Source organism: Litoribacter populi (assembly GCF_007483685.1).
Classification (GTDB): domain Bacteria; phylum Bacteroidota; class Bacteroidia; order Cytophagales; family Cyclobacteriaceae; genus Litoribacter; species Litoribacter populi.
Window position 1 is genome coordinate 704,599 of record NZ_VMKN01000001.1, and the last position, 23,741, is coordinate 728,339.

20 protein-coding genes and 2 rRNA genes (1 of these 22 running past the window's edge) are annotated in these 23,741 nt (G+C 42.8%); 11 read left to right on the forward strand and 11 right to left on the reverse strand.

Features of this window, described 5'->3' with window-relative positions; all coding sequences use genetic code 11:
• The 5 genes from FPL27_RS02960 to FPL27_RS02980 all read left to right on the forward strand — a co-directional run.
• Positions 1-846, forward strand: a 23S ribosomal RNA gene (locus tag FPL27_RS02960) (it extends 2,058 nt beyond the left edge of the window).
• A 171-nt stretch (positions 847-1,017) separates the two neighbouring features.
• Positions 1,018-1,129, forward strand: a 5S ribosomal RNA gene (rrf, locus tag FPL27_RS02965).
• Between the two features lie 183 nt (positions 1,130-1,312).
• Positions 1,313-1,627, forward strand: coding sequence for a hypothetical protein (locus tag FPL27_RS02970; protein ID WP_143959680.1), 315 nt, complete (start codon positions 1,313-1,315; stop codon positions 1,625-1,627).
• A gap of 86 nt (positions 1,628-1,713) precedes the next feature.
• Positions 1,714-3,612: an ABC-F family ATP-binding cassette domain-containing protein gene (locus tag FPL27_RS02975; RefSeq protein WP_143959681.1), complete on the forward strand. Its 1,899-nt coding sequence runs from the start codon at positions 1,714-1,716 to the stop codon at positions 3,610-3,612.
• Positions 3,613-3,614: 2 nt separating this feature from the next.
• The gene (locus tag FPL27_RS02980; protein WP_143959682.1) at positions 3,615-4,610 is read left to right on the forward strand and encodes a flavin-containing monooxygenase; all 996 of its coding nucleotides are present in this window, start codon (positions 3,615-3,617) and stop codon (positions 4,608-4,610) included.
• A gap of 21 nt (positions 4,611-4,631) precedes the next feature.
• Here FPL27_RS02980 and FPL27_RS02985 read toward each other — a convergent pair whose 3' ends face one another.
• From FPL27_RS02985 to xerD, 10 genes are all read right to left on the reverse strand, one after another.
• Positions 4,632-7,067, reverse strand: coding sequence for a TonB-dependent receptor domain-containing protein (locus FPL27_RS02985; protein WP_143959683.1), 2,436 nt, complete (start codon positions 7,065-7,067; stop codon positions 4,632-4,634).
• Positions 7,068-7,311: 244 nt separating this feature from the next.
• On the reverse strand, positions 7,312-8,172 hold the full coding sequence (locus FPL27_RS02990) for a nucleoside phosphorylase (RefSeq protein WP_143959684.1): 861 nt from the start codon (positions 8,170-8,172) through the stop codon (positions 7,312-7,314).
• On the reverse strand, positions 8,165-9,145 hold the full coding sequence (gene trhO, locus FPL27_RS02995) for an oxygen-dependent tRNA uridine(34) hydroxylase TrhO (protein ID WP_143959685.1): 981 nt from the start codon (positions 9,143-9,145) through the stop codon (positions 8,165-8,167). Before trhO ends, FPL27_RS02990 begins: the two co-directional genes overlap by 8 nt.
• 161 nt (positions 9,146-9,306) lie before the next feature.
• Positions 9,307-9,948: an acetyltransferase gene (locus FPL27_RS03000; protein ID WP_143959686.1), complete on the reverse strand. Its 642-nt coding sequence runs from the start codon at positions 9,946-9,948 to the stop codon at positions 9,307-9,309.
• 97 nt (positions 9,949-10,045) lie between these two features.
• Complete coding sequence (locus FPL27_RS03005) at positions 10,046-11,350, reverse strand: DUF2851 family protein (protein ID WP_143959687.1); 1,305 nt, start codon at positions 11,348-11,350, stop codon at positions 10,046-10,048.
• 87 nt (positions 11,351-11,437) lie between these two features.
• Complete coding sequence (gene pyrF / locus FPL27_RS03010) at positions 11,438-12,256, reverse strand: orotidine-5'-phosphate decarboxylase (protein WP_143959688.1); 819 nt, start codon at positions 12,254-12,256, stop codon at positions 11,438-11,440.
• A gap of 110 nt (positions 12,257-12,366) precedes the next feature.
• On the reverse strand, positions 12,367-13,020 hold the full coding sequence (locus tag FPL27_RS03015; RefSeq protein ID WP_143959689.1) for a LolA family protein: 654 nt from the start codon (positions 13,018-13,020) through the stop codon (positions 12,367-12,369).
• Between the two features lie 16 nt (positions 13,021-13,036).
• Positions 13,037-15,511 (reverse strand): FtsK/SpoIIIE family DNA translocase, encoded by a 2,475-nt coding sequence (locus FPL27_RS03020; RefSeq protein WP_143959690.1) that lies wholly within the window; start codon positions 15,509-15,511, stop codon positions 13,037-13,039.
• 46 nt (positions 15,512-15,557) lie between these two features.
• Positions 15,558-16,598: a quinone-dependent dihydroorotate dehydrogenase gene (locus FPL27_RS03025; RefSeq protein ID WP_143959691.1), complete on the reverse strand. Its 1,041-nt coding sequence runs from the start codon at positions 16,596-16,598 to the stop codon at positions 15,558-15,560.
• 238 nt (positions 16,599-16,836) lie between these two features.
• Positions 16,837-17,745, reverse strand: coding sequence for a site-specific tyrosine recombinase XerD (xerD, locus tag FPL27_RS03030; protein WP_143959692.1), 909 nt, complete (start codon positions 17,743-17,745; stop codon positions 16,837-16,839).
• Positions 17,746-18,031: 286 nt separating this feature from the next.
• Here xerD and aroQ point away from each other — a divergent pair, with 286 nt between their 5' ends.
• From aroQ to FPL27_RS03060, 6 genes are read left to right on the forward strand one after another with little or no spacing between them, the layout of a single operon-like run.
• A complete protein-coding gene (gene aroQ, locus FPL27_RS03035) occupies positions 18,032-18,460 on the forward strand; it encodes a type II 3-dehydroquinate dehydratase (RefSeq protein WP_143959693.1) in 429 nt (142 codons plus the stop codon).
• Between the two features lie 4 nt (positions 18,461-18,464).
• Complete coding sequence (locus FPL27_RS03040) at positions 18,465-19,520, forward strand: aminotransferase class V-fold PLP-dependent enzyme (RefSeq protein ID WP_143959694.1); 1,056 nt, start codon at positions 18,465-18,467, stop codon at positions 19,518-19,520.
• Positions 19,521-19,577: 57 nt separating this feature from the next.
• The gene (locus FPL27_RS03045) at positions 19,578-20,159 is read left to right on the forward strand and encodes a MarC family protein (protein WP_143959695.1); all 582 of its coding nucleotides are present in this window, start codon (positions 19,578-19,580) and stop codon (positions 20,157-20,159) included.
• An 11-nt stretch (positions 20,160-20,170) separates the two neighbouring features.
• A complete protein-coding gene (gene rnhA / locus FPL27_RS03050) occupies positions 20,171-20,623 on the forward strand; it encodes a ribonuclease HI (protein WP_143959696.1) in 453 nt (150 codons plus the stop codon).
• Positions 20,620-21,333, forward strand: coding sequence for a tRNA1(Val) (adenine(37)-N6)-methyltransferase (locus FPL27_RS03055; protein WP_143959697.1), 714 nt, complete (start codon positions 20,620-20,622; stop codon positions 21,331-21,333). The genes rnhA and FPL27_RS03055 overlap by 4 nt, the downstream gene beginning before the upstream one ends.
• Before the next feature lie 40 nt (positions 21,334-21,373).
• On the forward strand, positions 21,374-22,339 hold the full coding sequence (locus FPL27_RS03060; protein ID WP_143959698.1) for a bestrophin family protein: 966 nt from the start codon (positions 21,374-21,376) through the stop codon (positions 22,337-22,339).
• Here the strand turns inward: FPL27_RS03060 and FPL27_RS03065 are convergent.
• Entirely contained in the window at positions 22,336-23,673 is a 1,338-nt protein-coding gene (locus tag FPL27_RS03065) for a saccharopine dehydrogenase family protein (RefSeq protein WP_143959699.1), read from the reverse strand. The genes FPL27_RS03060 and FPL27_RS03065 overlap by 4 nt on opposite strands.
• Between the last annotated feature and the right edge of the window lie 68 nt (positions 23,674-23,741).

Genomic DNA, 23,741 nt, shown 5'->3' on the forward strand with positions numbered 1-23,741 from the left:
AGATGCCGCGTACCCGCAACGGGACGGAAAGACCCCATGAACCTTTACTGCAACTTAACATTGGCATTGGGCAAACGATGTGTAGGATAGGCCGGAGGCATTGAAGCGGCGTCGCCAGGCGCTGTGGAGTCGTCCTTGAAATACGGCCCTTTGTTTGTTCGGTGTCTAATCCCGCAAGTCGGGAGACATTGTTTGGTGGGTAGTTTGACTGGGGTGGTCGCCTCCAAAAAGGTAACGGAGGCTTCCAAAGGTTCCCTCAGTACGCTTGGTAACCGTACGTGGAGTGCAATAGCATAAGGGAGCTTGACTGTAAGGCCGACAAGCCGAGCAGGGACGAAAGTCGGGTATAGTGATCCGGCGGTTCTGTATGGAAGGGCCGTCGCTCAAAGGATAAAAGGTACTCTGGGGATAACAGGCTGATCTCCCCCAAGAGCTCATATCGACGGGGAGGTTTGGCACCTCGATGTCGGCTCGTCACATCCTGGGGCTGGAGAAGGTCCCAAGGGTTGGGCTGTTCGCCCATTAAAGTGGCACGCGAGCTGGGTTCAGAACGTCGTGAGACAGTTCGGTCCCTATCTGTTGCGGGCGTGGGAAGTTTGAGAGGACCTGACCTTAGTACGAGAGGACCGGGTTGGACTGACCGCTGGTGTACCGGTTGTGATGCCAATTGCATTGCCGGGTAGCTACGTCGGGAAGAGATAAGCGCTGAAAGCATCTAAGTGCGAAACTCCCCTCAAGATGAGACTTCCAAACAGGGCCGTCAGAGACGATGACGTCGATAGGCTGCAGGTGTAAAGCCAGAAATGGCATAGCTGAGCAGTACTAATTGCCCGAACACTTGAACACGCTTTATCTGTTGCATTTTCTGCGAGACATATCAAATGTCATGAAGGGATGTCCGAAGCCGGATGTCCGATGACAAAGAACTTAACATACTGTGTCCAATGGACAGTGCCGGAAGACGGCCGAACGGGACTTACATCCGACATCGGCCATCTGACATCCGACACCAAAACCTTGGGCGGCCCAGCGCAGGGGCCCCACCTCTTCCCATCCCGAACAGAGAAGTTAAGCCCTGCAGCGCCGATGGTACTGGAGTCACATCCGGGAGAGTAGGTCGCCGCCTTCCTTTATTAACAGAAGCCTTTGGAGAAATCCAGAGGCTTTTTTGCGTTTAAAAGGTTAAGGCACCTGCTTAATCTCTACATCATCCCGCAGGGATAATCAACCTTTAAACCATTAATGCCGATAATGTTAATTGCTTGCTTATTAGGCTGCTTAATTGTAACTTGATATAAAATCAACCACATATATGTCTACAAATAAGAAATCGTTTGAGGAAGTTGAAAATCTCCTTCAAGAAATAGGGCTTAAAATTGAAGAACTAGTGGAAAAAGGGGCTAAGGCTACTGGGGAAGCTAAAAAGGATATTGAAAAGAAAATCTCCGAAATGGAGTTTAAAAAGGAAAACCTTGAAAAAGAGTTTATATCTAAACGTGATGAATTCGAAAAAATCCTAGCTGAGAAGAAAAGATTAATGGGCCCGGATATCAAAAAGACAGGTGAACATCTTGAAATAGCGGCCAAACACCTAGGAGCTGCAATGAAATCTCTTTTTTCCAAATAAGTTAATGTCAAAGATACTCAGAAAGGTGGAAGCTAATTAGTTTCCACCTTTTCTTATTACCGCCCGAAATTTGTTTAATTTTGGGCATGAATTACTTGTCAATAGAAAACCTCTCCAAGTCTTACGGAGATAAAGTCTTATTTAAACAGATTTCTTTCGGAATTGATCAAGGGCAAAAAATAGCCCTAGTCGGAATAAACGGGGCAGGAAAATCCACTTTGATGAAAATCATTATGGGTGCTGAAGTCGCTGATGCCGGCGAAGTTGCAATCAACCAGCAGGTTAAAGTGGCAATTGTACCACAAAATCCTGTTTTTAGTGGAAGCCTCACTATTTATCAAACTATTTTTGATGAAAGTTCCAATGCTACCCTTCAGACTATACAAAAATATAATGAAGCACTAATTAAGGCCCAGGAAGGCGTAGATAATTCCGACCGACTGAATATATTGATGGAGCAGATGGAGCAGCTACAGGCCTGGGATTTTGAATATCAAATTAAGGAGGTTCTTGGTAAGCTAGGTTTGCATGATACAGGACTTCCAGTATCTAACTTATCAGGTGGACAAAGAAAGCGTGTTGCCCTTGCAAAGGCTATTCTAGAGAAACCAGATTTACTCCTTCTTGATGAGCCTACCAACCACTTGGATTTAGAGACCATCGAATGGTTAGAGGATTATCTTTCCAAGGCTAACCTCGCCTTATTTATGGTTACTCACGATAGGTATTTCTTAGAAGTGGTAACCAATGAGATTATCGAGCTTGAAGACGGAAAGATTTTCCGATATTCCGGCAACTACGGTTATTTTCTTGAGAAAAAGGCAGAAAGAAAAATAATTGAGGCAACCGAATTAGATAAGGCTAAGAGTTTATATAAGAAAGAGCTTGACTGGATCAGACGCCAGCCTAAAGCAAGGAGTACCAAAGCCAAATATCGTGTTGATGCCTTTGAGGAGACAAAGGAGAAGGCTTTTGCCAAAAAAGAAGAAAGGGAAATTGAGCTTACTGTCACCTCTCAGCGCTTAGGAAAAAAGATCATAGAGATTGAAGGGCTTAATAAATCCTTTGATGATAAGATAATCTTAGATGATTTTTCTTATACCTTCAAAAAAGGTGATAAGATTGGGATAGTAGGCCCGAATGGTGCAGGAAAGACTACTTTTCTAAACATGATCACGGGGCAACTGGCACCGGATTCGGGTAAAATTGATATTGGACAAACGACTGCCTTTGGATATTATAGGCAGGAAGAAAGTTCATTTGATGATAACAAAAAACTTTTTGATATTGTAAAGGATGTTGCTGAGGTAGTAACAATAGCCGGAGGGCAGACCATTACTATTTTACAGTTTTTGACCAGATTTGGATTTCCTCCAAAGCAACAGCATACTCCGGTGGGTAAACTGAGTGGTGGTGAAAGAAGGAGATTGCAACTTTTGATGGTATTGATCAAGAATCCGAATTTTCTGATTCTCGATGAGCCGACCAATGATTTGGATATTATGACTCTTAATACCTTGGAAGAGTTTTTGGATGATTTCCCAGGTTGCTTAATAATAGTATCCCACGACCGTTATTTTATGGATAGGTTGGTTGAGCATTTATTTGTTTTTGAAGGAGAAGGAAAGATCAAGGATTTCCCTGGTAATTACACTGATTTTAGAGAGTGGGAAAAAGCAGAGAGGAAAGCTGATAAGGATTTAGAAAAGGCTCCCAAAACCCAGGCTGTCGCTAAATCTGAAACTCCAAAAGAATCAAAAGGTAAGGCCACTTTTAAGGAGAAAAAGGAATTTGCCGAAATCGAAAAACATATAGATGACCTAAATGTAGAGAAAAGCGGATTGGTTCAGAAGATTTCAGCAGGCACCGATGATCATGAGCAATTAATGGAGTGGTCAAATCGAGTACAGCTGATTGACGATGAATTAGAAGAACTGGAATTGCGTTGGCTCGAATTGAGTGAACTTGATGGTATATCAGACTAAATATGCATAAAGATATAATTATTGTTGGGGCAGGCCATTATGGATTAATGGCTGCCTATTTTTTAAAAGATAAAGCAAATGTAGTGGTCTTGGAAAAGAGCCTTCAGGTAGGGGATTCCTGGCGTTCGAGGTTTGACTCCATGCAACTGTTTACCCCATCGACTATGGCGTCTTTACCGGGCTTGCCAATGGCCTTAGATGCCGAAACTAGACCTACCAAGGATCAGATGGGAGATTATCTCGATCGCTATGTAGACCATTTTCAACTGCCAGTTTATACAAACCACTTAGTTTCTGATATCAGATATGAGAACGGTGTATATGAAGTAAAAACTAGCAATGGTCAATTTACTGCTGACAAAGTTATAATGGCTAATGGTGATTCAGCTAACCCAATCAAGCCCCAGTGGGCTCATGAGCTAGATATTCCGGCTTTACATGTAAGGAAATACAAAAATCCAGTATCTGTTAAAGGTAAGAGGGTATTAGTGGCGTCCAATGGGAATAGTGGAGCACAAATAGCAGCCGAACTATCCAAGTATTTTGATGTTACTTGGGCCAAGAATAAGAAAAGTAAAGCGTCCTTGACGGTTTTGGGTAAAAACAGATTTTGGTGGGGAAATAAACTCAATAAAAAAGAGGTGCTGGATAGTAAGGAAAACCCAATATTTTATTTTGACAATATTGCTTCCAAACTTAAAAAAGTAAAGATTGCTTCCTCTATTGAGTCTGCCAAGGGTAATGAAGTTAAATTTACCAATGGGACTTGGGATGCTTTTGACTTTGTAATTTACTCAGACGGTTATAGTGCGGATTTCAGGATGATCCAAATAGAGGGGTTTGATGCAAATGTTGATAAAATCAGGGCACAACAAGGGAAGAGTAATATTCCAAATTTATATTTTTTAGGAGTACCATATCAAAGACTGCGGTTTCCTTTTGTGACTAAAAACCAGGAAAAGGATGTTTTGGGATTAATAGAAAAAATTAAAGGGTAGCTTTTGGCTACCCTTTTTCCGTTAAAAGTCCTCATCTTCTTCATCACGATCCCTATCGGTATCGCGACCGTTACGGTCTCTAAATCCTCCAAATCTATAAGTAAAGGTTACTGTACCAATTCTGGTCTCTCGGTTGAAAACCCTTCTTTGATCAAACCTTGCATCCTCAGTAGTAATTCTGAATATTCTGGTGTTGAAAATATCACTCACGTTCACGCTAATAGTTGCTCTGTTTTGCATGATGTTTCGCTTAGCACCAATATTCACACCGTACATGGGCTCAATTTCCCCTTGAGGAAGAACTATGGGGCCACGATAATTTCCTTGGATCTGGAAGTTTGCAACATTCCTTATATTGATGTTAGATAGCATATTTAAAGTCCAGCTAAAGTTGCTATTACTCAAACCTGCCTCGATATTGTCTGCAAAGATTTCTGAATGGAAAAAATCTGCGGAGATCATCATATCCCACCAGTTAGTGAATTCAAACTGGTTGATCAATTCAAGACCAGTGTTAATTCTACTTGCAGCGTTTTCTCTTGTCTGCACCGCTACATTGTTGTCCTGCAAGGCTACCACTCGGGTTTGCACATTGGTTGATCTTCGGTGATAGGTGGTACCTGTAAATAAGTAGCTTCCCCAGCTTTTCTGATAACCAAACTCATAACTGTCCGTAAATTCTGGTTGCAAATAAGGATTACCGATACTTAGGTTAAGCAAATCACTTACTCTATAGAAAGGAGCCAATCCCCAAATACCTGGTCTCGAAATCCTTCTGCTATAATTTAATCTAAGGTCTTCTTCATCGCCTGATAAGTCGTAGGTTAAAAATAGACTTGGGAAAAGGTTAAAATAATTGTTTGGAATGGTCAGGTTGGTGTTTGCCTGTACACCTGTAGTCTGAGTATATTCAGCTCTCAGGCCTGCCTGATAATTCAACTTGCCTAGATTATGGGCGTAGTTTAAATATGTGGCGTATACATTTTCTCTAAAAGTGAAATTATCACTGATCGTATCATTTCTTACTTCTCTAAAATCTGTTGACTGATCCGATTGGAAAAAGTCCTGACCCCTATCCCAAAATCCAAAAGTACCTTTTACTCCTGTCTCTAGTTTGGCTCCATTTTGCCAAGGCTTAATATAATCAAGTTGGAACACATACAAATCACTGACCTGCGGTCTCATGTTTCTCTGGGAAAGGAAATTCTCTGGGACTTGTTCGTTAATAGAATTGAAAAATAACTGATCATAAAGTTCCACCTGGTCTCTTTCATCCCTACTATAAGAAAGGGAGGTAAATAGTTGTTGTCCTAAGGTATCAAACTCATAAGAATAATTTACCCCGGTTTCTACATTGAAGCTGGTTCTGGTATCATCCTCAGTTCTTACAAACAAGCTGTCAAGCTGCCTTGCTTCATTTAAACTTCTTTGATTAAGAATATTGTCAGCTGATCTGTCACGGAAGTTACCTTGAGCATAAAATCCGAAGGTCGACCTTTCATTAGGTGTCCAATCAAAACCACCTCTTGTAAAGTGGTTGACATCCCTATTTACCCTATAGCCATCCTGATCCAAGAAAGGAGATGCTCCTGCAATATTGGTGGACCTAAATCCCTCTGTTTCTCTGAAAAGTCTTCGGTCTTGATAGTTATAAGATCCAAAAAAGTTGATGTTTTCTAGTCCGTAATTCAAGTTGAATCCTGCTTGGTATTTGTCTCGTGTACCTACTGCCACCTGAGCTTGACCATTAAGCCCTCTTCTTTCATCTTTTTTAAGAATGATGTTGATAATCCCACCTACCCCGGCGGCATCGTATCTTGAGGACGGGTTAGTGATCAACTCCACACTCTTAATGCTACTAGCTGGAAATTGGGCCAAAATAGACTCGGCATCATCGCCAGATAGGTTAGATGGCCGACCGTTGATGTAAATAAGAATATCACCACTACCACGCATTGAAATGCCACCTTCCTCATCCATTTGGATAGAGGGAAGTGTGCCGAGTAGCTCAGATGCGGTAGCTCCTTCAGCAACGATGCTATTTTCCACATTGTAGCTTCTCTTATCGATATCGCTTTCAAACATGGACTGAACGCCTTCAACAACTACTTCGTCCAAAGCTTTAGTGTCAGAAAGTAACCGGAAGCTTCCTAAGTTCACTTCCTGCTTCTCGCCTAGATTTACTTTTTTAAACTCTTGTCTATACCCTATAAATCCGGCTCGGACCAGATACTCTCCTGGTTCTGCGGTAAATTCAAAGCGCCCTTCCAAATCTGTCATGCCGCCTCCCACAAGGCTAGAATCAGAAGGGGAGAGTAGGGCAATATTGGCAAATTCCAATCCTTCTTGAGATTCCCTATCAAGTACACGGCCTTTAAGAGTAATTGATTGAGCGTATATCTCGGTTGAGAGCATGCAAATAAAAAATGCTAGGATTAATCCAATAAATGGTTTCATATTGTGGTTCTTTCGTAATAGTTGGTTTTTAAAATTACAAAATAATATTCTGAAATTTGCCTTTCTTTATCTTAATGGAGATATTAATTGATAAACGGAACATTGAATTTAATTAGTAATTCTAATTTTTAGGGTTTTAAAGCAGGTAGGTTAGATTAAAATAAAAACTTTGAATTGTATAAAAAGTTTAAGCTTAGGGGGAATCAGTCCATAAAAAAAGGGAAGTATCAGACTTCCCTTTTCTCTAAATATTGTTTAGGGTATGTAAGATCAAACGATCAACTACCTCAGTTGGGTTATCAACGAATTCATGGGTCACTCTATTAGCAACTATGGCATTCAGGCTTAAGGCCTCATGCCCAAGCATTCTTCCCAATGCGTAGTATCCAGCTGTCTCCATTTCGAAATTGGTCAACTGAAACTCATTCAGTTTGAAACTGGACAACCGCTCAATAATATCAGGAATGGCTGGTTTCAGCCTAACCTGTCTTCCTTGAGGTCCAAAGAATCCAGGACATGTTGCAGTATTGCCAATCACCAGACTTTTGCCCAGCTTCTCCAAAAGACTTTTGGATCCTTCAAAGCAATATGGAGCAAATGGAATATTTAGCTTTTCTTTTAACCCCTCACCGATAGCCTTTTCCAAGTCACTTTGCTCAGCTGAATAAAAAGTCATCAGGGTGTCAAGACCAACACCATAGGCTGATGCTAAGAGTGAACCTGCTGGAATGTTCGCCTGCATGCTCCCTGAGGTGCCTACCCTTACTATGTTTAAGGAAGTATGCTCAGATTTTGGCAATCGGGTTTGAAGGTCCACATTAACAAGGGCGTCGAGTTCAGTCATGAAAATCTCGATATTATCAGTCCCCATACCAGTGCTCATCACTGTCAGCCGCTTCCCCTTATAAGTTCCTGTATGTGTCACAAACTCGCGTTTGCTTACTTTAAGCTCTATATGGTCAAAATGCTGTGTGATGGCTTTCACTCTGTCCGGATCTCCTACAGTGATGATGTCCTGGGCGATATCCTCCGGCTTGAGATGGAGATGATAAATGCTTCCATCTGGATTGATGATCAGCTCGGAAGCGGGGATAGGATTAGTCATGTAGAGATCTTATTTTTTCCTTGTCCGGCTTCCTATACAGTCCTTTGTATGGATTGTAGCCATTCGTGTTTTTTTGATAATAGCCGGTGCCATTATAAGGTCTTTTCTCCGGGTCGGCCTTACATTCCTCAGAGCAGGCACCTTCCATTTTCCATCCGCATTCTTCGCAGATAGGTACGTGTATGTTGCAGCTTGAATTTGCACAATTTACCATCCTGTCGGATTTGGTGTTGCAGACATAGCAAGTAGACACGATGACCGGGTTTACCTTGTTTACATCCACGCTAAGTCGATTGTCAAAAACATAGCACTTCCCTTCGAAGTCCTCGCCATCGGCTTCCATTCCGTATTTGATGATCCCGCCGTGAAGTTGGTACACATCTTCAAATCCTTGATCTAGAAGATAGGCACTTGCTTTCTCGCATTTGATGCCACCGGTGCAATAGGTCAAGACCTTCTTTCCTTTGAGGTGTTCTAGCTCTTTTACTTTTTCCGGAAAGTCCCGGAAATTGTCAATGTCCAAGGTAATGGCGTTTTTGAACTTACCCAGCTTATGCTCGTAATTTGACCTCACATCCAAGATAACCACGTCTTCCTGGTCTTTCAACTCTCTGAATTCTTTTGGTGCCAAATGCTTCCCTGTTCTTACATTTGGGTCTATGTGTCGAAGGCTTGAATGAACAATTTCCCCTTTGGCTCTCACATGGATTTTGTTGAAGGCATGCTTATCATGGGAGTCAATCTTAAACTCTGTTTTGGCAAACCTTGGGTCAGACTTGACATATTCCATGTATTTAGTGCAGTCTTCTTTCAAGCCAGAAACAGTCCCGTTGAGGCCTTCTTCTGAAATGATAATCCTTCCGCGGATATTATTCTCAACGCAGAAGAGGTGATGCTCCTCCCTGTAAGCTTCAGGGTCTGCTATATGGGCATAGCAGTAGTAAAGTAGAATTTGATAATCGTGATTTTCCATAAAACAGTTGCCCTGATTCCAGCAGGGTGTTTTTATATGAGTTGATGTTTATTTAAGACCGAAGACGGAAGACCGAATACCGAGAGATTTGTTACGTCCTAATTTTTCTTGATGCTTTTTCTCTGTGGACTCTGAGGCTCTGTGGTTACCTACTTCCGTGTTTACTTTTTCGAAATGCTTGTGGCAGGGTTTCCAAAGACCGTGTCATCTTCTTCCACATCTGCAATCACTATAGACCCGGCACCGATACGTGCATTTTTTCCTACGGTAATTCCTGAAATAATCACAGCACCAGAACCAATGAACGCTCCTTCACCGATTTTAGCTCCCGAATTAATCACAGCTGAGGCTCCAACCTGAACAAAATCTCCAATTTCTGCCTGATGGTCCACTGTTGCCCCGGTATGGAATATTCCATGCGAGCCGATTTTAGCAGCCGTCCCAATGTTCACTTTGGCGTTGATAAAGTTGCCGTGGCCGATTTCTGCATCGGTTGAAATATAGGCTGAATTGTGAATTGCGTTTACCGGCTGGGTTTTACGGCGCTCGTTCAGAAGCTTCACTAAGAATTTGCGGTACTTGGTATCGTCAATCGCCACAAATGCTTCACATTTTTGGCCGATAAGCTTAAGAAAGCCATCATCCTCGGGGTTGCCAAGCACAGGTATCACGTTGATTTCGGTACCATGTAATTTCTCATCCTCGTCCAAGAAACCGTACACGACCACTTCATTGCTGTTAAATATCTCCAATGCTGGCCTGGCTATGCCCTTGGCTCCGAATATAATTACTGGTTTTTCCATAATGTCTTTTATTTGGCCACAAAATTACGGCAAATTGCCTGTAGAACCAAAAAACCTTACGGTTATGGATTCGCCATTCAATGAAAGTGATGAAATTTCAGGTTACCTGTTTTGCACTGGGGCGCAAAAGATTCTGGCCAATCTTGCATTCCAGGCATTTTTTCTGGATGCAATAGTTGTTGTGCAAGCCAATCATGCCCTGGGTGTCAAAAGCGGTACTGGCCGGCCAATTGATATCTTTAAACCTTTTGATGATGAAATTTTCCTCTCCAGGTAGGGCTTGCAGAAAATCGAAACACTTGTCTTGCCATTCTTGCTCATCGATATATTTTCCATAGGCAAACCACAACGGTACCACAAAGTTGATGGCTAACAAATGAAGAGTCTGAGGGCTTAGGTGCTTGCTGAGTTTTCGCTGGGAAGTTTTGGCTGGGGCATAATGATGGGTCCAATACGGAGGGACTTCTTTCAAGAAAATACCTTTCATCGACTCCATAGTATTGGAAGCACTGAGGATGGTAGAAAGTAGGTTGGGGCTTTTGCATAAAATGTGGGATAGCTGCACAATTCGCACACTAGGAAAATTCCCAGGCCTTACTCCCATGAATTTCCAATCTGTATGAAAAAGCGTTTGTGGCAATTGATATTTGGTCTTGTAGAAATTAAATTCCCGCCGCAGAAAAAGGGTGTATTCATCCGGATTGTTGTTTTCCAATAAACCAGCCTGTCCGAGCAACAAGGCTTCCACTATTCCCGGGTGATTAGCATGCTTCTTAATGAGCTTGTATGGAATACTTTTCGCCAAGAGCAGCATAGCTTTACTGTTGGTTTTGAACCCAAAGCATTGAAATAGCCATTGATAGGTGGTTTCTTCCCAGTCCCCCATGTTGTCGGCCAGCAACTTTCTGACCGATTGGCTTTTCTCAATGAATCTTTCCACCAAGGCTTTTTCCAGCATGCTAAATTTGAGGATGTCCGACACCTCTCCTAAAGTTTCACTACACAGGATGTTTTGATGGCCTGATATGAGCCTTTCATAATTCCTCAAAACATCCAAGAATATCTTTCCTTTCAGCTCTAAGGTTGGAATAGGCGTGCCATCAGGGTGTTTGATTTCCCGGTCATGCTCATAGACCACATGTAGGATTACGCTTTCATAACGCTCATCTGATTGGTGTTCATGGGCATGCCAATCCGAGGATTTGAGATGTATTTCTACATTACCGTAATAGGTGAGCTTGCCAATATCTACCTGGGCTTCCAGAAAATCAGGGCCTTCATGGAAGTTGTGAAAGCCTATTTTCTTAATGGATAAAGGAATGCCCAAAGTACTCTTTAGGTCATTTTTGTCAAAGTATTGGTATTTCCATACCAATTGGAGGAAGTTTTCCTGAAAAACCATACGATAAAAAATATAAAGGTTGCAGTCTAAAAATCGGGTATAGAAACCTTTATAAATATAAGTTTAAAAAATAAGGAATGGAATACCTTAATCCATATATTTTTTCATCAATCCTGCCATTTCCTTTTGCAAAGCTTCTGCTGCCTTTCCGGCTTGCTCGGCAAAATTTTTCCCTTTAGAGGCATAAATAATCCCTCTGGAGCTGTTAACCAGTAGACCACAGTCCTTTGTCATGCCGAATTCGGCTACTTCCTCCAGGCTGCCACCCTGCGCTCCAACACCTGGAACCAGGAAGAAATGATCCGGAACCTCCTTTCTTACCTCAGCGATATTTTCACCCCTAGTGGCCCCGACGACATACATAAGGTTCTCATCCGATCCCCATTGCTTACTGGTTCTTAAAACCTGTTTAAAAAGCGGGGTGCCTTCTTTGTCTTCCAAAAGCTGGAAATCCTGACTGCCCACATTGGATGTTAGGGCAAGCAAAATCACCCATTTGTTATCAAACTCCAGAAACGGCTCCACGCTGTCTCTCCCCATGTAGGGAGCCACGGTGATGGAGTCAAAGTCCATTTGCTCAAAGAATGCTTTAGCGTAAAGCTTTGAAGTGTTGCCTATATCTCCTCTTTTGGCGTCTGCAATGGTGAAAATATCTTTGGGGATATAATCGAGCGTCTTTTTCAAGCTTTCCCAACCCTTTGGGCCCATGGCCTCATAAAAAGCTATATTAGGTTTATAGGCGACCGCATACTCAGCGGTGGTGTCTATGATAGCTTTATTGAATTCAAAAATAGGGTCTTCTGTTTCCAATAAGTGCGTTGGGATTTTCTCCAAATCCGTATCCAATCCCACACATAGGAATGAAGATTTCTTCTTTATTTGCTCTATCAAAGCTGCCTTGTTCATATCAATCGGGTTAGGGGGCAAAAATAGGGATTATTTAAATAAAAATAGCCAACTCTTCCAGGCTGGCTATTTTCTATTCTCTACTATTTACTTTCTACCTTCTACTATTTTTATCTCAAATCAATTATTTCAACTCCTGGGTACTCTCCTTTGTGAAAAACAAAATGAGTATCAGGAAGGTCGGCATCAGTTTTCAAATCCTTAAACTGGTAATCCAGCACTCCGCCTGAATTATCCCACATTTTCCAACCTTGGATATTGTTGCTGTCTTTATCCACGTATAGGATGATGCGCTGAAACTGATTTCCTTTGTTCTCAGCGGTCAATTCCACTTCCTGAACATTCTTACCGTTCATTTTTTTCTCACCCTTCAATTTATAATGGTATCCTTTTTTGTAAAGGTTATATACATTAGAGGGAGTCAACTCTTCAATTTCTTCATCCACCTCACTGATGGTCACTTCCTGAAAACCATTTGATTTGATCAAGGTCCAAGAGGTTTTGCCGTCATTCCAGATTTCCTGACCTGGCAGGGCCAGGCGATACATGTTGCCTTTCAAGGCCACCTCACCTGAGTTGGTTTGGTTTATATCATCTTTATCATGGATGAAAGTGTATTCAAACTTCCCTTCCATGCCGTTCATGTTCTGGTACCTTTTGCTTACCGCATCCAGCAAGCTTTTGGCTTGAGGATCTTTCTGAGCAAAAGCTCCGAATATTATGCTTGCAAAAAGAATAAATGTTAAGAAATTTAATTTATGCATGGGTAATATTTTTTATTTATAAGCTGTTCAACAACTGTTCCAAACTTTGTTCGTCATGAACCAGGACTTCTCTGGCTTTACTGCCTTCAAATGGGCCAACTATACCAGCAGCTTCCAATTGATCTACTATTCTTCCTGCTCGATTATAGCCAAGCTTTAATTTACGCTGAATAAGAGAAGTACTCCCTTGTTGGTGTAATACTATTAGTCTTGCCGCGTCGTCAAACATCGGATCTCTATCAGCTAGATCCACGTCTCCAACACTACTGTCATTATCCTCTCCGACAAACTCAGGCAGAATATAGGCATCGCTATAGCCCTTTTGCTCCCCAATCCAATCACAGACTGAGTCCACCTCAGGTGTGTCCAGGAAAGCGCACTGAATCCTGGTCACTTCGGATCCCACGGAAAGCAACATGTCACCCATACCGATAAGTTGCTCGGCCCCACCGGCGTCCAAGATAGTCCTACTGTCAATCTTAGAAGTCACTCGGAAGGATAGCCTTGCCGGGAAGTTGGCCTTGATGATACCCGTGATCACATTCACAGAAGGTCTCTGGGTAGCAACCACCAAGTGGATACCAATTGCCCTTGCCAACTGCGCCAAACGGGCAATAGGGGCTTCTACCTCTTTGCCTGCCGTCATCATCAAGTCAGCCAATTCGTCAATTACCAACACAATGTATGGCATATAACGGTGGCCCTTGTCAGGATTCAGTTTACGGGCTACAAACTTGGCGTTGTACTCCTTCAAATTTCTGCAACCTGCATCTTTTAGCAGGTCGTATCGGTTGTCCATCTCGATACAAAGGGAGTTCAAAGTATATATCACCTTTTTTGTATCTGTAATGATGGCCTCTTCCGCATCAGGCAGCTTGGCTAGGAAATGTCTTTCAATCTTGTTGAAAAGCGTTAATTCCACTTTCTTCGGATCTACAAGTACAAACTTCAATTGTGAAGGGTGCTTCTTGTAGACCAATGAAGCCAAGATCATGTTAAGCCCAACCGATTTACCCTGACCGGTGGCACCTGCCATCAATAAGTGAGGCATTTTGGCCAAGTCCATTACAAAGACCTCATTGGAAATGGTTTTACCCAAAGCCACAGGAAGTTCCTTGTCGCTTTTCATAAACTTCTCCGTTCCTATCACGGCTCGGGCAGGAACTAACTCCCTGTTCTTGTTAGGTACTTCAATCCCTATGGTACCTTTTCCAGGTATCGGGGCAATGATCCTAATACCTAGTGCTGCCAAACTCAACGCAATGTCATCCTCCAAGTTCTTGATTTTGGATATTTTAACACCTGGGTCCGGCACGATTTCATATAGAGTCACAGTCGGGCCAATGGTAGCCTTGATCTCCTGGATGCCAATCTTAAAGTTGACCAGGGTTTCCACGATCTTGTTTTTGTTATCCTCTAACTCGTCACGAGTCACGGTTACCTTTTTGATGTCATACTCATTCAGCAAGTCCAGGGTAGGATATTGGTACTTCGGAAGGTCAAGGGTAGGGTCATAGGGATCAAGGTTTTGCACCTCATCTTCAGTTTTTTCCTCAACCGGCTTTTCAATGCTGAACTTCTTTTCTGCCTGACTCTCCTCGATAGGCTGGTCTTCCACCGCGCCGAGTGTGTCCTCAATATTGAAGGTGGGCTCAGTGGTAGGCTTGGCTGGCTTAGGTTTGCTTTCATCCTTCACTGTCCAGCTGCTGCTGTCATCAACAGACTCTTCGTCCTCTAGGCTTTCTTTCAATAATTTATCAACAGCCAGGTCCTCATCTTCCTCATACATCTCGTCTTTAGCCAAAGGCTTCACGGGCTCAGGGTCTTTTGAAGGGATATCATGCTCCTGTTCTGTAGAAGGGGAGTTGAAGGCCGTGATGTTAAAATAGAAAATCACGAAAATCAGCAGGGAACCCAAGATCAGAATAAAAGTACCCCAACCCAGGAAATCATCCGCAAACTTGGCCAGTTCATATCCGAAACCGCCACTTAAGAAACCTAAATAGGAATAGTTGTCAGCCAAGTGAACCACGTACCCCATAAGCAGACCAAGCCAAAAGATGAAAAATAGAGCAAAGGTGCTGTAACTCGATAGGCTCATCAGGGACTTTTTGAAAGAAAGCTTAAATCCCAAAAGAAATAGATAAGGAGGCAACAGAAATGCAGCCAATCCAAACCATCTGAATATCATATAATGCGACACCATCGCCCCAGTAAAGCCAAGCCAGTTTCTGGCCTCAGCGGCATTATCTCTACTTGCCATATCTTCAGAAAGCACCACGCTTTGATCGGCCTGCCCACTGAAAATATAGCCCATAAAGGCAAACAGCAGGAACAAAGCCACCATCATAAACACCACTCCAAGGGAAAGGGCGAGCTTTTGATCTTTGATAAACTTCAGCGAAAAATTGAATTTTGTCTTTTTCTTGGTCGAGGACTTATTGGTGTCCTTTTTCCTAAAAGTATTAGTCTTATATGTATTCGTAGCCATTTAACCAGTTGATTTATTGATAAGTGGAACTGAAATATAAAAAATCTCAGCCTTTGTAATAACGGAGTAAGCCTTTTTTAATTTCTTTCACAATACCCGGACCTTCATAAATCATCCCGGAATACACCTGAACCAAGGAAGCACCGGCCTCCAGTTTGTCAATAGCGTCCTGGGCAGTGAATATCCCTCCAACCCCGATTATCGGGAAGGCTTTTCCGGATTTATCTGACAGGTATCGGATTACCTCGGTGCTTCTGTTTTGCAACACCTTTCCGCTTACACCTCCTGCTCCGATTGCGTCTACTTCGGTTTTGGACGTGGAAAGGGTCGAGCGGTCAATGGTGGTATTGGTAGCGATCACCCCGTCGATTTGCGTTTCCTTCACAATGTCCACAATATCGTCGAGTTGTCCATCCGTTAAGTCAGGTGCAATTTTTAGCAAAATTGGTTTTGGTTGGGGCTTTTTATCATTCGCCTTTTTCACGGTGAGAAGCAACTTCTTCAAAGGCTCCTTTTCCTGAAGATCGCGTAGGTTTGGGGTGTTTGGAGAACTTACATTTACCACAAAATAATCCACATAGGGATGAAGTGCTTCCAGGCAATAAAGGTAATCTTTATCTGCATCCTCATTGGGAGTCACTTTGTTCTTACCGATATTTCCACCAATAATTACATCCGATTTGCGGTTTTTGAGACGTAGGAGTGCTTCATCCACCCCGCCGTTGTTGAATCCCATACGATTGATAAGGGCTTCATCTTGGGGAAGTCGGAAAAGTCTGGGTTGGGGATTGCCTTCTTGAGGTTTTGGGGTCAGTGTACCTATCTCAATAAAGCCAAAACCCAGCATGGCCATTTCATCAATCAGTTTGGCGTCTTTGTCAAACCCAGCGGCAAGACCAACGGGGTTTTTGAACTTCAGGCCAAATACCTCCCTTTCCAAAAGCTTGTCCTCAAGGGAGTATTGGCTTTTGACCATCTGCTTGACCAGGGGTAGGTTAAATACCTTTTTGGTCAGGGAAAATGTGAAGTGGTGGGCTTCTTCGGGCTGTTTTTTGAATAAAATGGGTTTTATAAGGGATTTGTACACAACGCAAACGGGTTAAACTCTGACTCAAAATTTCGCCTTGCAAGTTAGGCCAAATTTAAAAGACTTCCATCATTGATGTGTACCAATATGCCCTTAGAAAATACCTGATTTAGATTTCAGGCTGGGAAATCATAATGTATAGGAAAAAAGCTAATAGAGCTAAGATGACAAAGCCCAATAGGTAAAGTAGTGGTTGGAATTTACGTTTTTTGTTCATTGGTACTATATGTTTGTTTGGTTAAAAAGTTTTACCCCTAGGGTGAAATTCTGTCAACACCTGCCTCAAATAATCCCTGTCCAGATGGGTGTAGATTTCCGTGGTAGTGATACTCTCATGGCCCAGCATATCCTGCACCGCCCTAAGGTCAGCCCCCCCTTCAATCAAGTGTGTGGCAAATGAATGCCTGAAGGTGTGGGGACTCACGCTTTTTCGGATTCCGGCAGTTTCCGATAGCTTTTTGATTATGAGAAATACCATCACCCTGGAAAGTTTTTTCCCTCTGTTGTTCAAAAATACATACTCCTCATGTCCTTTAGCAGGGGTGACGTCTTTTCTGTTGTGCTTCAAATATAGTTCCAAGTATTTCAAAGCTTCCTTCCCTATGGGTACCAAGCGCTCTTTATTTCCTTTTCCGATAACTCTAAGAAAGCCTATGTCTTTATAAATGTTGCCCAGTTTAAGGTCTGTAAGTTCAGAAACCCGCAGCCCGCTGGCGTAAAGAGTTTCAATCATGGCCCGATTGCGGTGTCCCTCTTTCTCACCCAACTGAATGCACTCCAGGATTAGGGAGATTTCCTCATAACTTAGCGTTTCAGGTAGCTTACGGCCCAGTTTTGGGGCTTCGAGGAGTTGGGCTGGGTCTTCGGTGATAAGGTCCTCATACATCAAAAACTTATAAAAGGCCTTGATCCCGCTGATAATCCTGGCTTGTGTAAATGCCGAAATGCCCATCTTCCCCAGTTCCAGCGTGAAGTCCTGCAAGTGTCTGGAAGTAATGGTTAAGGGGGTAATGTCGGGATAAAAATTCTCCGCAAAAGATTGCAGCTTGAACATATCCTGCTTATACGCCAAGATAGAGTTCTTGCTCAAGGACTTCTCAATTTTGAGGTAATATTCGAATTGCTTTATTGCTTTTTGCCAGTCCATAATTATTGTACAACGTACGAAGTACCATGTACCAAATACATCCCTGATACCGTCGTTATGCTTTTCCTTTTTGGCCTTACTATGCTTTCACCCTTCATCATTCATTATTCAGCGTTCATCATTCATTATTTTAGACTTCCGCCTCCCTTCATCCTACCTCGTCCTTCGCACTTCCTACTTCGTACTTTGTTTATCTCCTTTCAATCCCTAAATTTAACCTATGGAATTTTCCAAGCGCCTATGTTTGGCTGAATTTCGTATTCTTTTTCTAACCAACCTCCCTCTTATGCCGAAAATACTTATCATCAATGGTCCCAACCTCAACTTGTTGGGGACGCGGGAACCTCATATTTATGGAAACCAGACTTTCGAGGATTTCTTCGGGACGTTGCAGGCTGACTTTGCGGGTTTTGAGCTTCATTACTTCCAAAGTAACATAGAAGGCGAACTCATCAACAAAATCCATGAGGCAGGACGCGATTTTGACGGGGTACTGCTCAATGCCGGTGGTTACACGCATACTTCTGTGGCCATATCCGACGCCATTGCCGGTATCAACGTGCCGGTGCTGGAAATTCACATCAGCAACATTTACAAAAGAGAATCCTTCCGCCACAAAAGTATTATCAGCCAAGAGTGTGCGGGCATGATTTCTGGGCTAGGTTTGGAAGGTTACCGATTGGGTCTCCAATATTTTCAGGATTTAAAAAAATAAACCTATGATTTCATTTTCCCCCGGGCCATCCCAAGTTTTTCCAGAGCTTCCACGATATTTTCAGGAAGCCTTTGATAATGATATTTTGAGCGCCAACCACAGGAGCCAGACTTTCATGAACATGTACCAGGAGGTGGTTCAGCTATTTCGAGAAAAGCTCCACATGCCCGAAGACTACCAGCTACTCTTTACCTCAAGTGCGACGGAAAGTTGGGAAATCATATCTCAGTCTTTAACCACTAAAGGCACTTTTCATTTCTATTCTGGGCACTTTGGGAAAAAGTGGTATGACTATGCGCAGCATATCCATAAATCCACCGAAAAAATTGAGTTTGACCCTGAGCAGGGCTTTGAACCTTTCAAGGTAGACTTCCCTCTTGACCCAGACATTATCTGCGTGACCCAAAACGAGACCAGCAATGCCTCTGCGATAGATAAGGATGTGTTCGAGGAGTTGCGAAAAAAGGCTCCTGGAAAAATGATCGCTGTAGATGCCACCAGTAGTATGGGTGGGATCGAATTGGATTTTAATTTGGCTGATATTTGGTTTGCCTCTGTGCAGAAATGCTTCGGCTTGCCTGCTGGGCTGGGAATCTTGATACTTTCACCAAGAGCCGTACAAAAAGCTGAGCAAATAGGGGAGAGAGGACGTTATAATAGCTTAAACTTTATCCTTGAAAATGCGCGGAAATATCAGACTCACAACACACCCAATGTGCTGGGCATTTACCTTTTACAAAGAAGTCTGCAGGCCCGTGAGGAAATTCAGTTTACCGATCGAAAAGCACGAAGCCGAATGCAGGAGTTGGAAAATATCGTTGCAGGAAAAGATACGCTGAGGTACTTGAACAAGTTTCCAGAACACCGAAGCCGGACAGTGCTAGGTATCACCGGTACCGAATCCATGATTTCGGGAATTAAAGCTGAAGCAGTCAAAAAGGGATTGATATTGGGAGCTGGCTATGGAAACCTGAAGAACACCAGTATACGCATTGCTAACTTTCCGGCCATCAATGATGAGCAGTTTGAAAAACTTAAGAATTTCCTAAAAGAATATTAATTTGGGTATTAGATAATATCAGTATTAAAAAGCTTAATTTCGCGCAAAATTTATCAAATGCTCGATTTTAAGGAAATTCTTTCGGTGACGTTAATCTTGTTTTCGGTCATCGACATATTGGGTTCAATTCCCATCATTATCAATTTAAGGCAGAAGGTTGGGCACATCCAATCCGAAAAGGCCACCATGGCCGCAGGGGTTCTTATGGTACTTTTCCTTTTGATAGGAAAGTCAATTCTTAACCTTTTCGGAATTGGGGTGGATGACTTTGCCATTGCCGGTGCATTAATCATTTTTGCTCTAGGTGCAGAGATGATATTGGGAATTGAGATCTTTAAGCCCGACCCGAGTGCAACGAGTAGTGCCTCCATTGTGCCGATCGCTTTTCCATTGATTGCAGGTGCGGGAACGTTGACCACCATTTTAACCTTGAAATCCGAATTCACCCAATTGAACATCGGCGTGGGCATCGTGATCAACCTGATCATTGTCTATATTGTCCTAAAAAGCACCAATTGGTTGGAAAGAAAGCTGGGAAAAACTGGACTTGATGTGCTTAGAAGAGTTTTTGGCATTATTTTGCTATCAATTGCCATTAAGATATTCAAAAGCAATTTATTTGAAGGAGTTTCCTTCTAAAGAAATATAACATGATTGTAATTTACACCGATGGAGCGGCCAAGGGTAACCCAGGGCCGGGAGGATACGGGACTGTTTTGATGTACAAAGATCACCGCAAGGAGCTTTCCGAAGGTTTCCGACGGACCACCAATAACCGCATGGAGTTGTTGGCAGTCATCAAGGGCCTGGAGGAGCTTAAGGTGCAGGGGATTCCCGTGACCATCTATTCGGATAGTAAATATGTGGTGGATGCCGTGGAGAAAGGCTGGATCTGGTCTTGGCAGAAGAAGGGCTTCAAGGATAAGAAAAACGTAGATCTCTGGAAGCGGTACATTCCTCTCCACATGAGATTCAAACCTAAATTTGTCTGGGTGAAAGGCCATGCAGGCAACAAGGAAAATGAGGTCTGCGACCAACTAGCCGTAGAAGCTTCTATGATGCCCAACCTACCGCCTGATGTGGGTTACGAATCCCTCTCATGAAAGTAGCCAAACCTTTTCGTTTCAAACAGTTTACAGTCGAACAGGACAAGTGCGCACTTAAGGTCAATACTGATGCGGTGCTTTTAGGTGCCTTGGCCAGATTTGACAAGCCCCTGAGCATATTGGAGGTGGGTACCGGTAGCGGTGTCATTTCTCTCATGCTAGCTCAGAGGTCTCCCAAAGCAATGATTACCGGAGTGGAAATCGAAGAGGGTGCTTTTGAGCAGAGTAAAGGCAACTTTCATATAAGCCCTTGGTCAGATAGGTTGGAGGTTTTTCACCAACCTTTCCAAAAATTCTCTCCAATTGGAAAGTTTGACCTCATCGTCAGCAACCCGCCCTATTTCGAAAACCATCTCCAAAGTCCCAAGCAAAATCGTAACATCGCACTTCACACAAAAAGCCTTTCTTTTCAGGAATTGCTTGAAGGGGTGAAGGCTAATCTTTCTCCTGAGGGAAGATTTTTTGTTATTCTACCCGAAAGGCAAATGGAGGAGTTGAGCCGGCTAGCAACTAGTCTTGGCCTGAACACTTTTTCTTCCATAAAGGTCTATGACAAGCCGGGAAGTCAAACATTGAGGGTGGTCAAAGGGTTTGCTTTTGATGATATTGGCAAGATTAATGAAGATACCATCACTATTAAAAATGCCAATAACGAGTACTCGCAGGAATATGCCTCCCTGCTAAAGGATTTTCTTTTGATATTTTGAGGTGTATATTAGTGGTAATTAATACCTTTTTTTATCCAATATGATTGTAAGCCGAAATATAAGACCTGCCCAAATTCTACATTATACTTGGAAGCAGCTACTATACTATACAACACTTTCCACTACCATCGTAATCCTTCACGATGTTTATGAGGTAGTATTCTTCAACATTCCTTCCTATACTATTGCAGCGCTGGGGACTGCACTGGCGATCTTTTTAGGCTTCAAAAATGACCATGCCTATGACCGTTGGTGGGAGGCCCGCAAAATATGGGGGCTGATGGTCAATTACAGTCGTGCCTGGGCGAGACAGGTGATCACCATGATCATTCCAAAAAATGATGCAGATTATGCAGAAATAGCAGCTTTTCATCAAAAACTCGTTTATAGACATCTCGCATTTGTAAATGCCCTGAGGGTTTTTCTCAGAGTACGACACGCCTATAATGAACCAAAACAAAGAGAGCTTTTTGAGGATGAAAACACCTACCTGGATACAAAGCCATTTTTAGATCCCGCAGAATATGAAGAGTTTATAAAAAAAGATAACCCACCAAACTTCCTGTTGCAGCGACAGGGTGAAGACCTGAAATGGGCTTTTCAAAAAGGCTGGATCAGTGATTATCGCTTTGTGAAAATGGAGGAAACCCTTGTGGATTTCAACGATATTCAAGGTATGAGCGAGCGGATTAAAAACACTCCTATGCCACGTCAATACACTTATTTTTCCAGAGTGTTTGTCTTTATCCACTGTACCCTGCTCCCTATGGTGTTTATCAGTGAACTGGGTTGGAAGACTATACCTACCGCACTGGCCGTTTCCTTTGTATTTTTGGCTTTGGATATGATAGGGGAGAGAACGGAAGATCCGTTTGAAAACAGATTGGAGGATACGCCAATGTCCAGCTTGAGTGTGGCCATTGAGATTAATCTAAGGGAACAATTGGAGGAAAGCAAAAGTAACTTTCCTCCAAAGATCAAACCACAGGATGGGATTGTGTTTTAAGCAATGGCCATTTCCTTCTTTTCTTCGAAATGTATACCATGCTTATCCAGTTCATCAAGAATTGGATTGTATATCTCCGGCTTAATAGGTAATTGAAGTCCAGTAATATCGAGTTTGCCGTCCAAAAATAAGTCTACGGCGATGGCTAATGGAAGACCTACGGTTTTGGCCATGGCGGTATAATCTTGGTTTTGGCCTTTGATCACCAGGCTCGATGTTATCTTTTCGATGCCCTCCGGAGTCTGTACTTCAAACTGATGCTGCATGACTATCATGTCCTTATCGTCTGCTTTAAGCGACCATTTTTCCTCGAGCAGGGTCTGTAGGATTTTGGCTGGACTGCCTTTCAATATCGGCAAAACTTCATCCGAAAACATCCCCAACCACTTTATCTTATCAATTACCTCATCGTCAATCCAGGGCAATAATTCATGTAACTTGTCTTCTTCGCTACTAGATTCATGATAAGGGAGGAAACTGTTGAAAAACATCCGGTTGGTGAAGTTTTCCGGCAGATCCATTTGGAAACTGTCATCCGTGATGCCCAGTTGTACAAAAACATCCCAGCTTTTGCAAAAACCGGCTCTTCTGAGGGTTCCACGAAGAATTGTGGGGATATTCTCCAGCCCATAAGTTTTCCTGTAGCTAAGCGAATCCCTATTCGGATACCCGTCAAATTCCCCTACTTCGTCAAAATGGATAGGTTCGATCCTTCGGAAAAGCATATGGTAAGGAATGAATTTGAGTTTGCCGTTTCGGATAAATCTAGATACTCCTTGTCCTGCCAATACCACATTTCTGGGATTCCAGGTGAACTTGTACTTCCAGGGGTTGTCCTCACTCTCAGGGGCAAGCAGACCGCCCGTATAGGACTTGAACATGGTAATTTGGTGGCCTTTCTGTTTTTCCTGATCGATGATTTTCATGGCTGACATATGGTCAATGCCTGGGTCAAGCCCACATTCATTGAAAAAAAGCAAATTTTTGCTCTTTATCTCCTCAGCCATGGCTCGGAGTTCATCAGATTCGTAGGATGCGGTGAAGAAGTGCTTGCCAAATTTCAGGCAGTCCTTTGCCACCACCGGATGCAAAAAAGCGGGCAGCATGGAGATTACCAGATCGGCCCGTTGGACGAGGGCTTCCCGGGCAGGTTGGTCATGGATGTCCAGGATGGCAGCCTCTGCATTGGGTTGGCTTTTAGTTTTCTTCTCGGCCAGATCCAAAGAAGTATCGGCTAAGATGATTTTGCGGTTTTTTAAATTTGCTTTCTCAATCAAATAATCAATTAGAACCGTAGCGGATTTTCCGGCCCCGATTATGAGGATGGTTTGCATAATAGTTGGGTTAAAAGGATCAACTTGAAGATGGCCAATAATTTGTAGAGGAAAAAATAAATTACGAA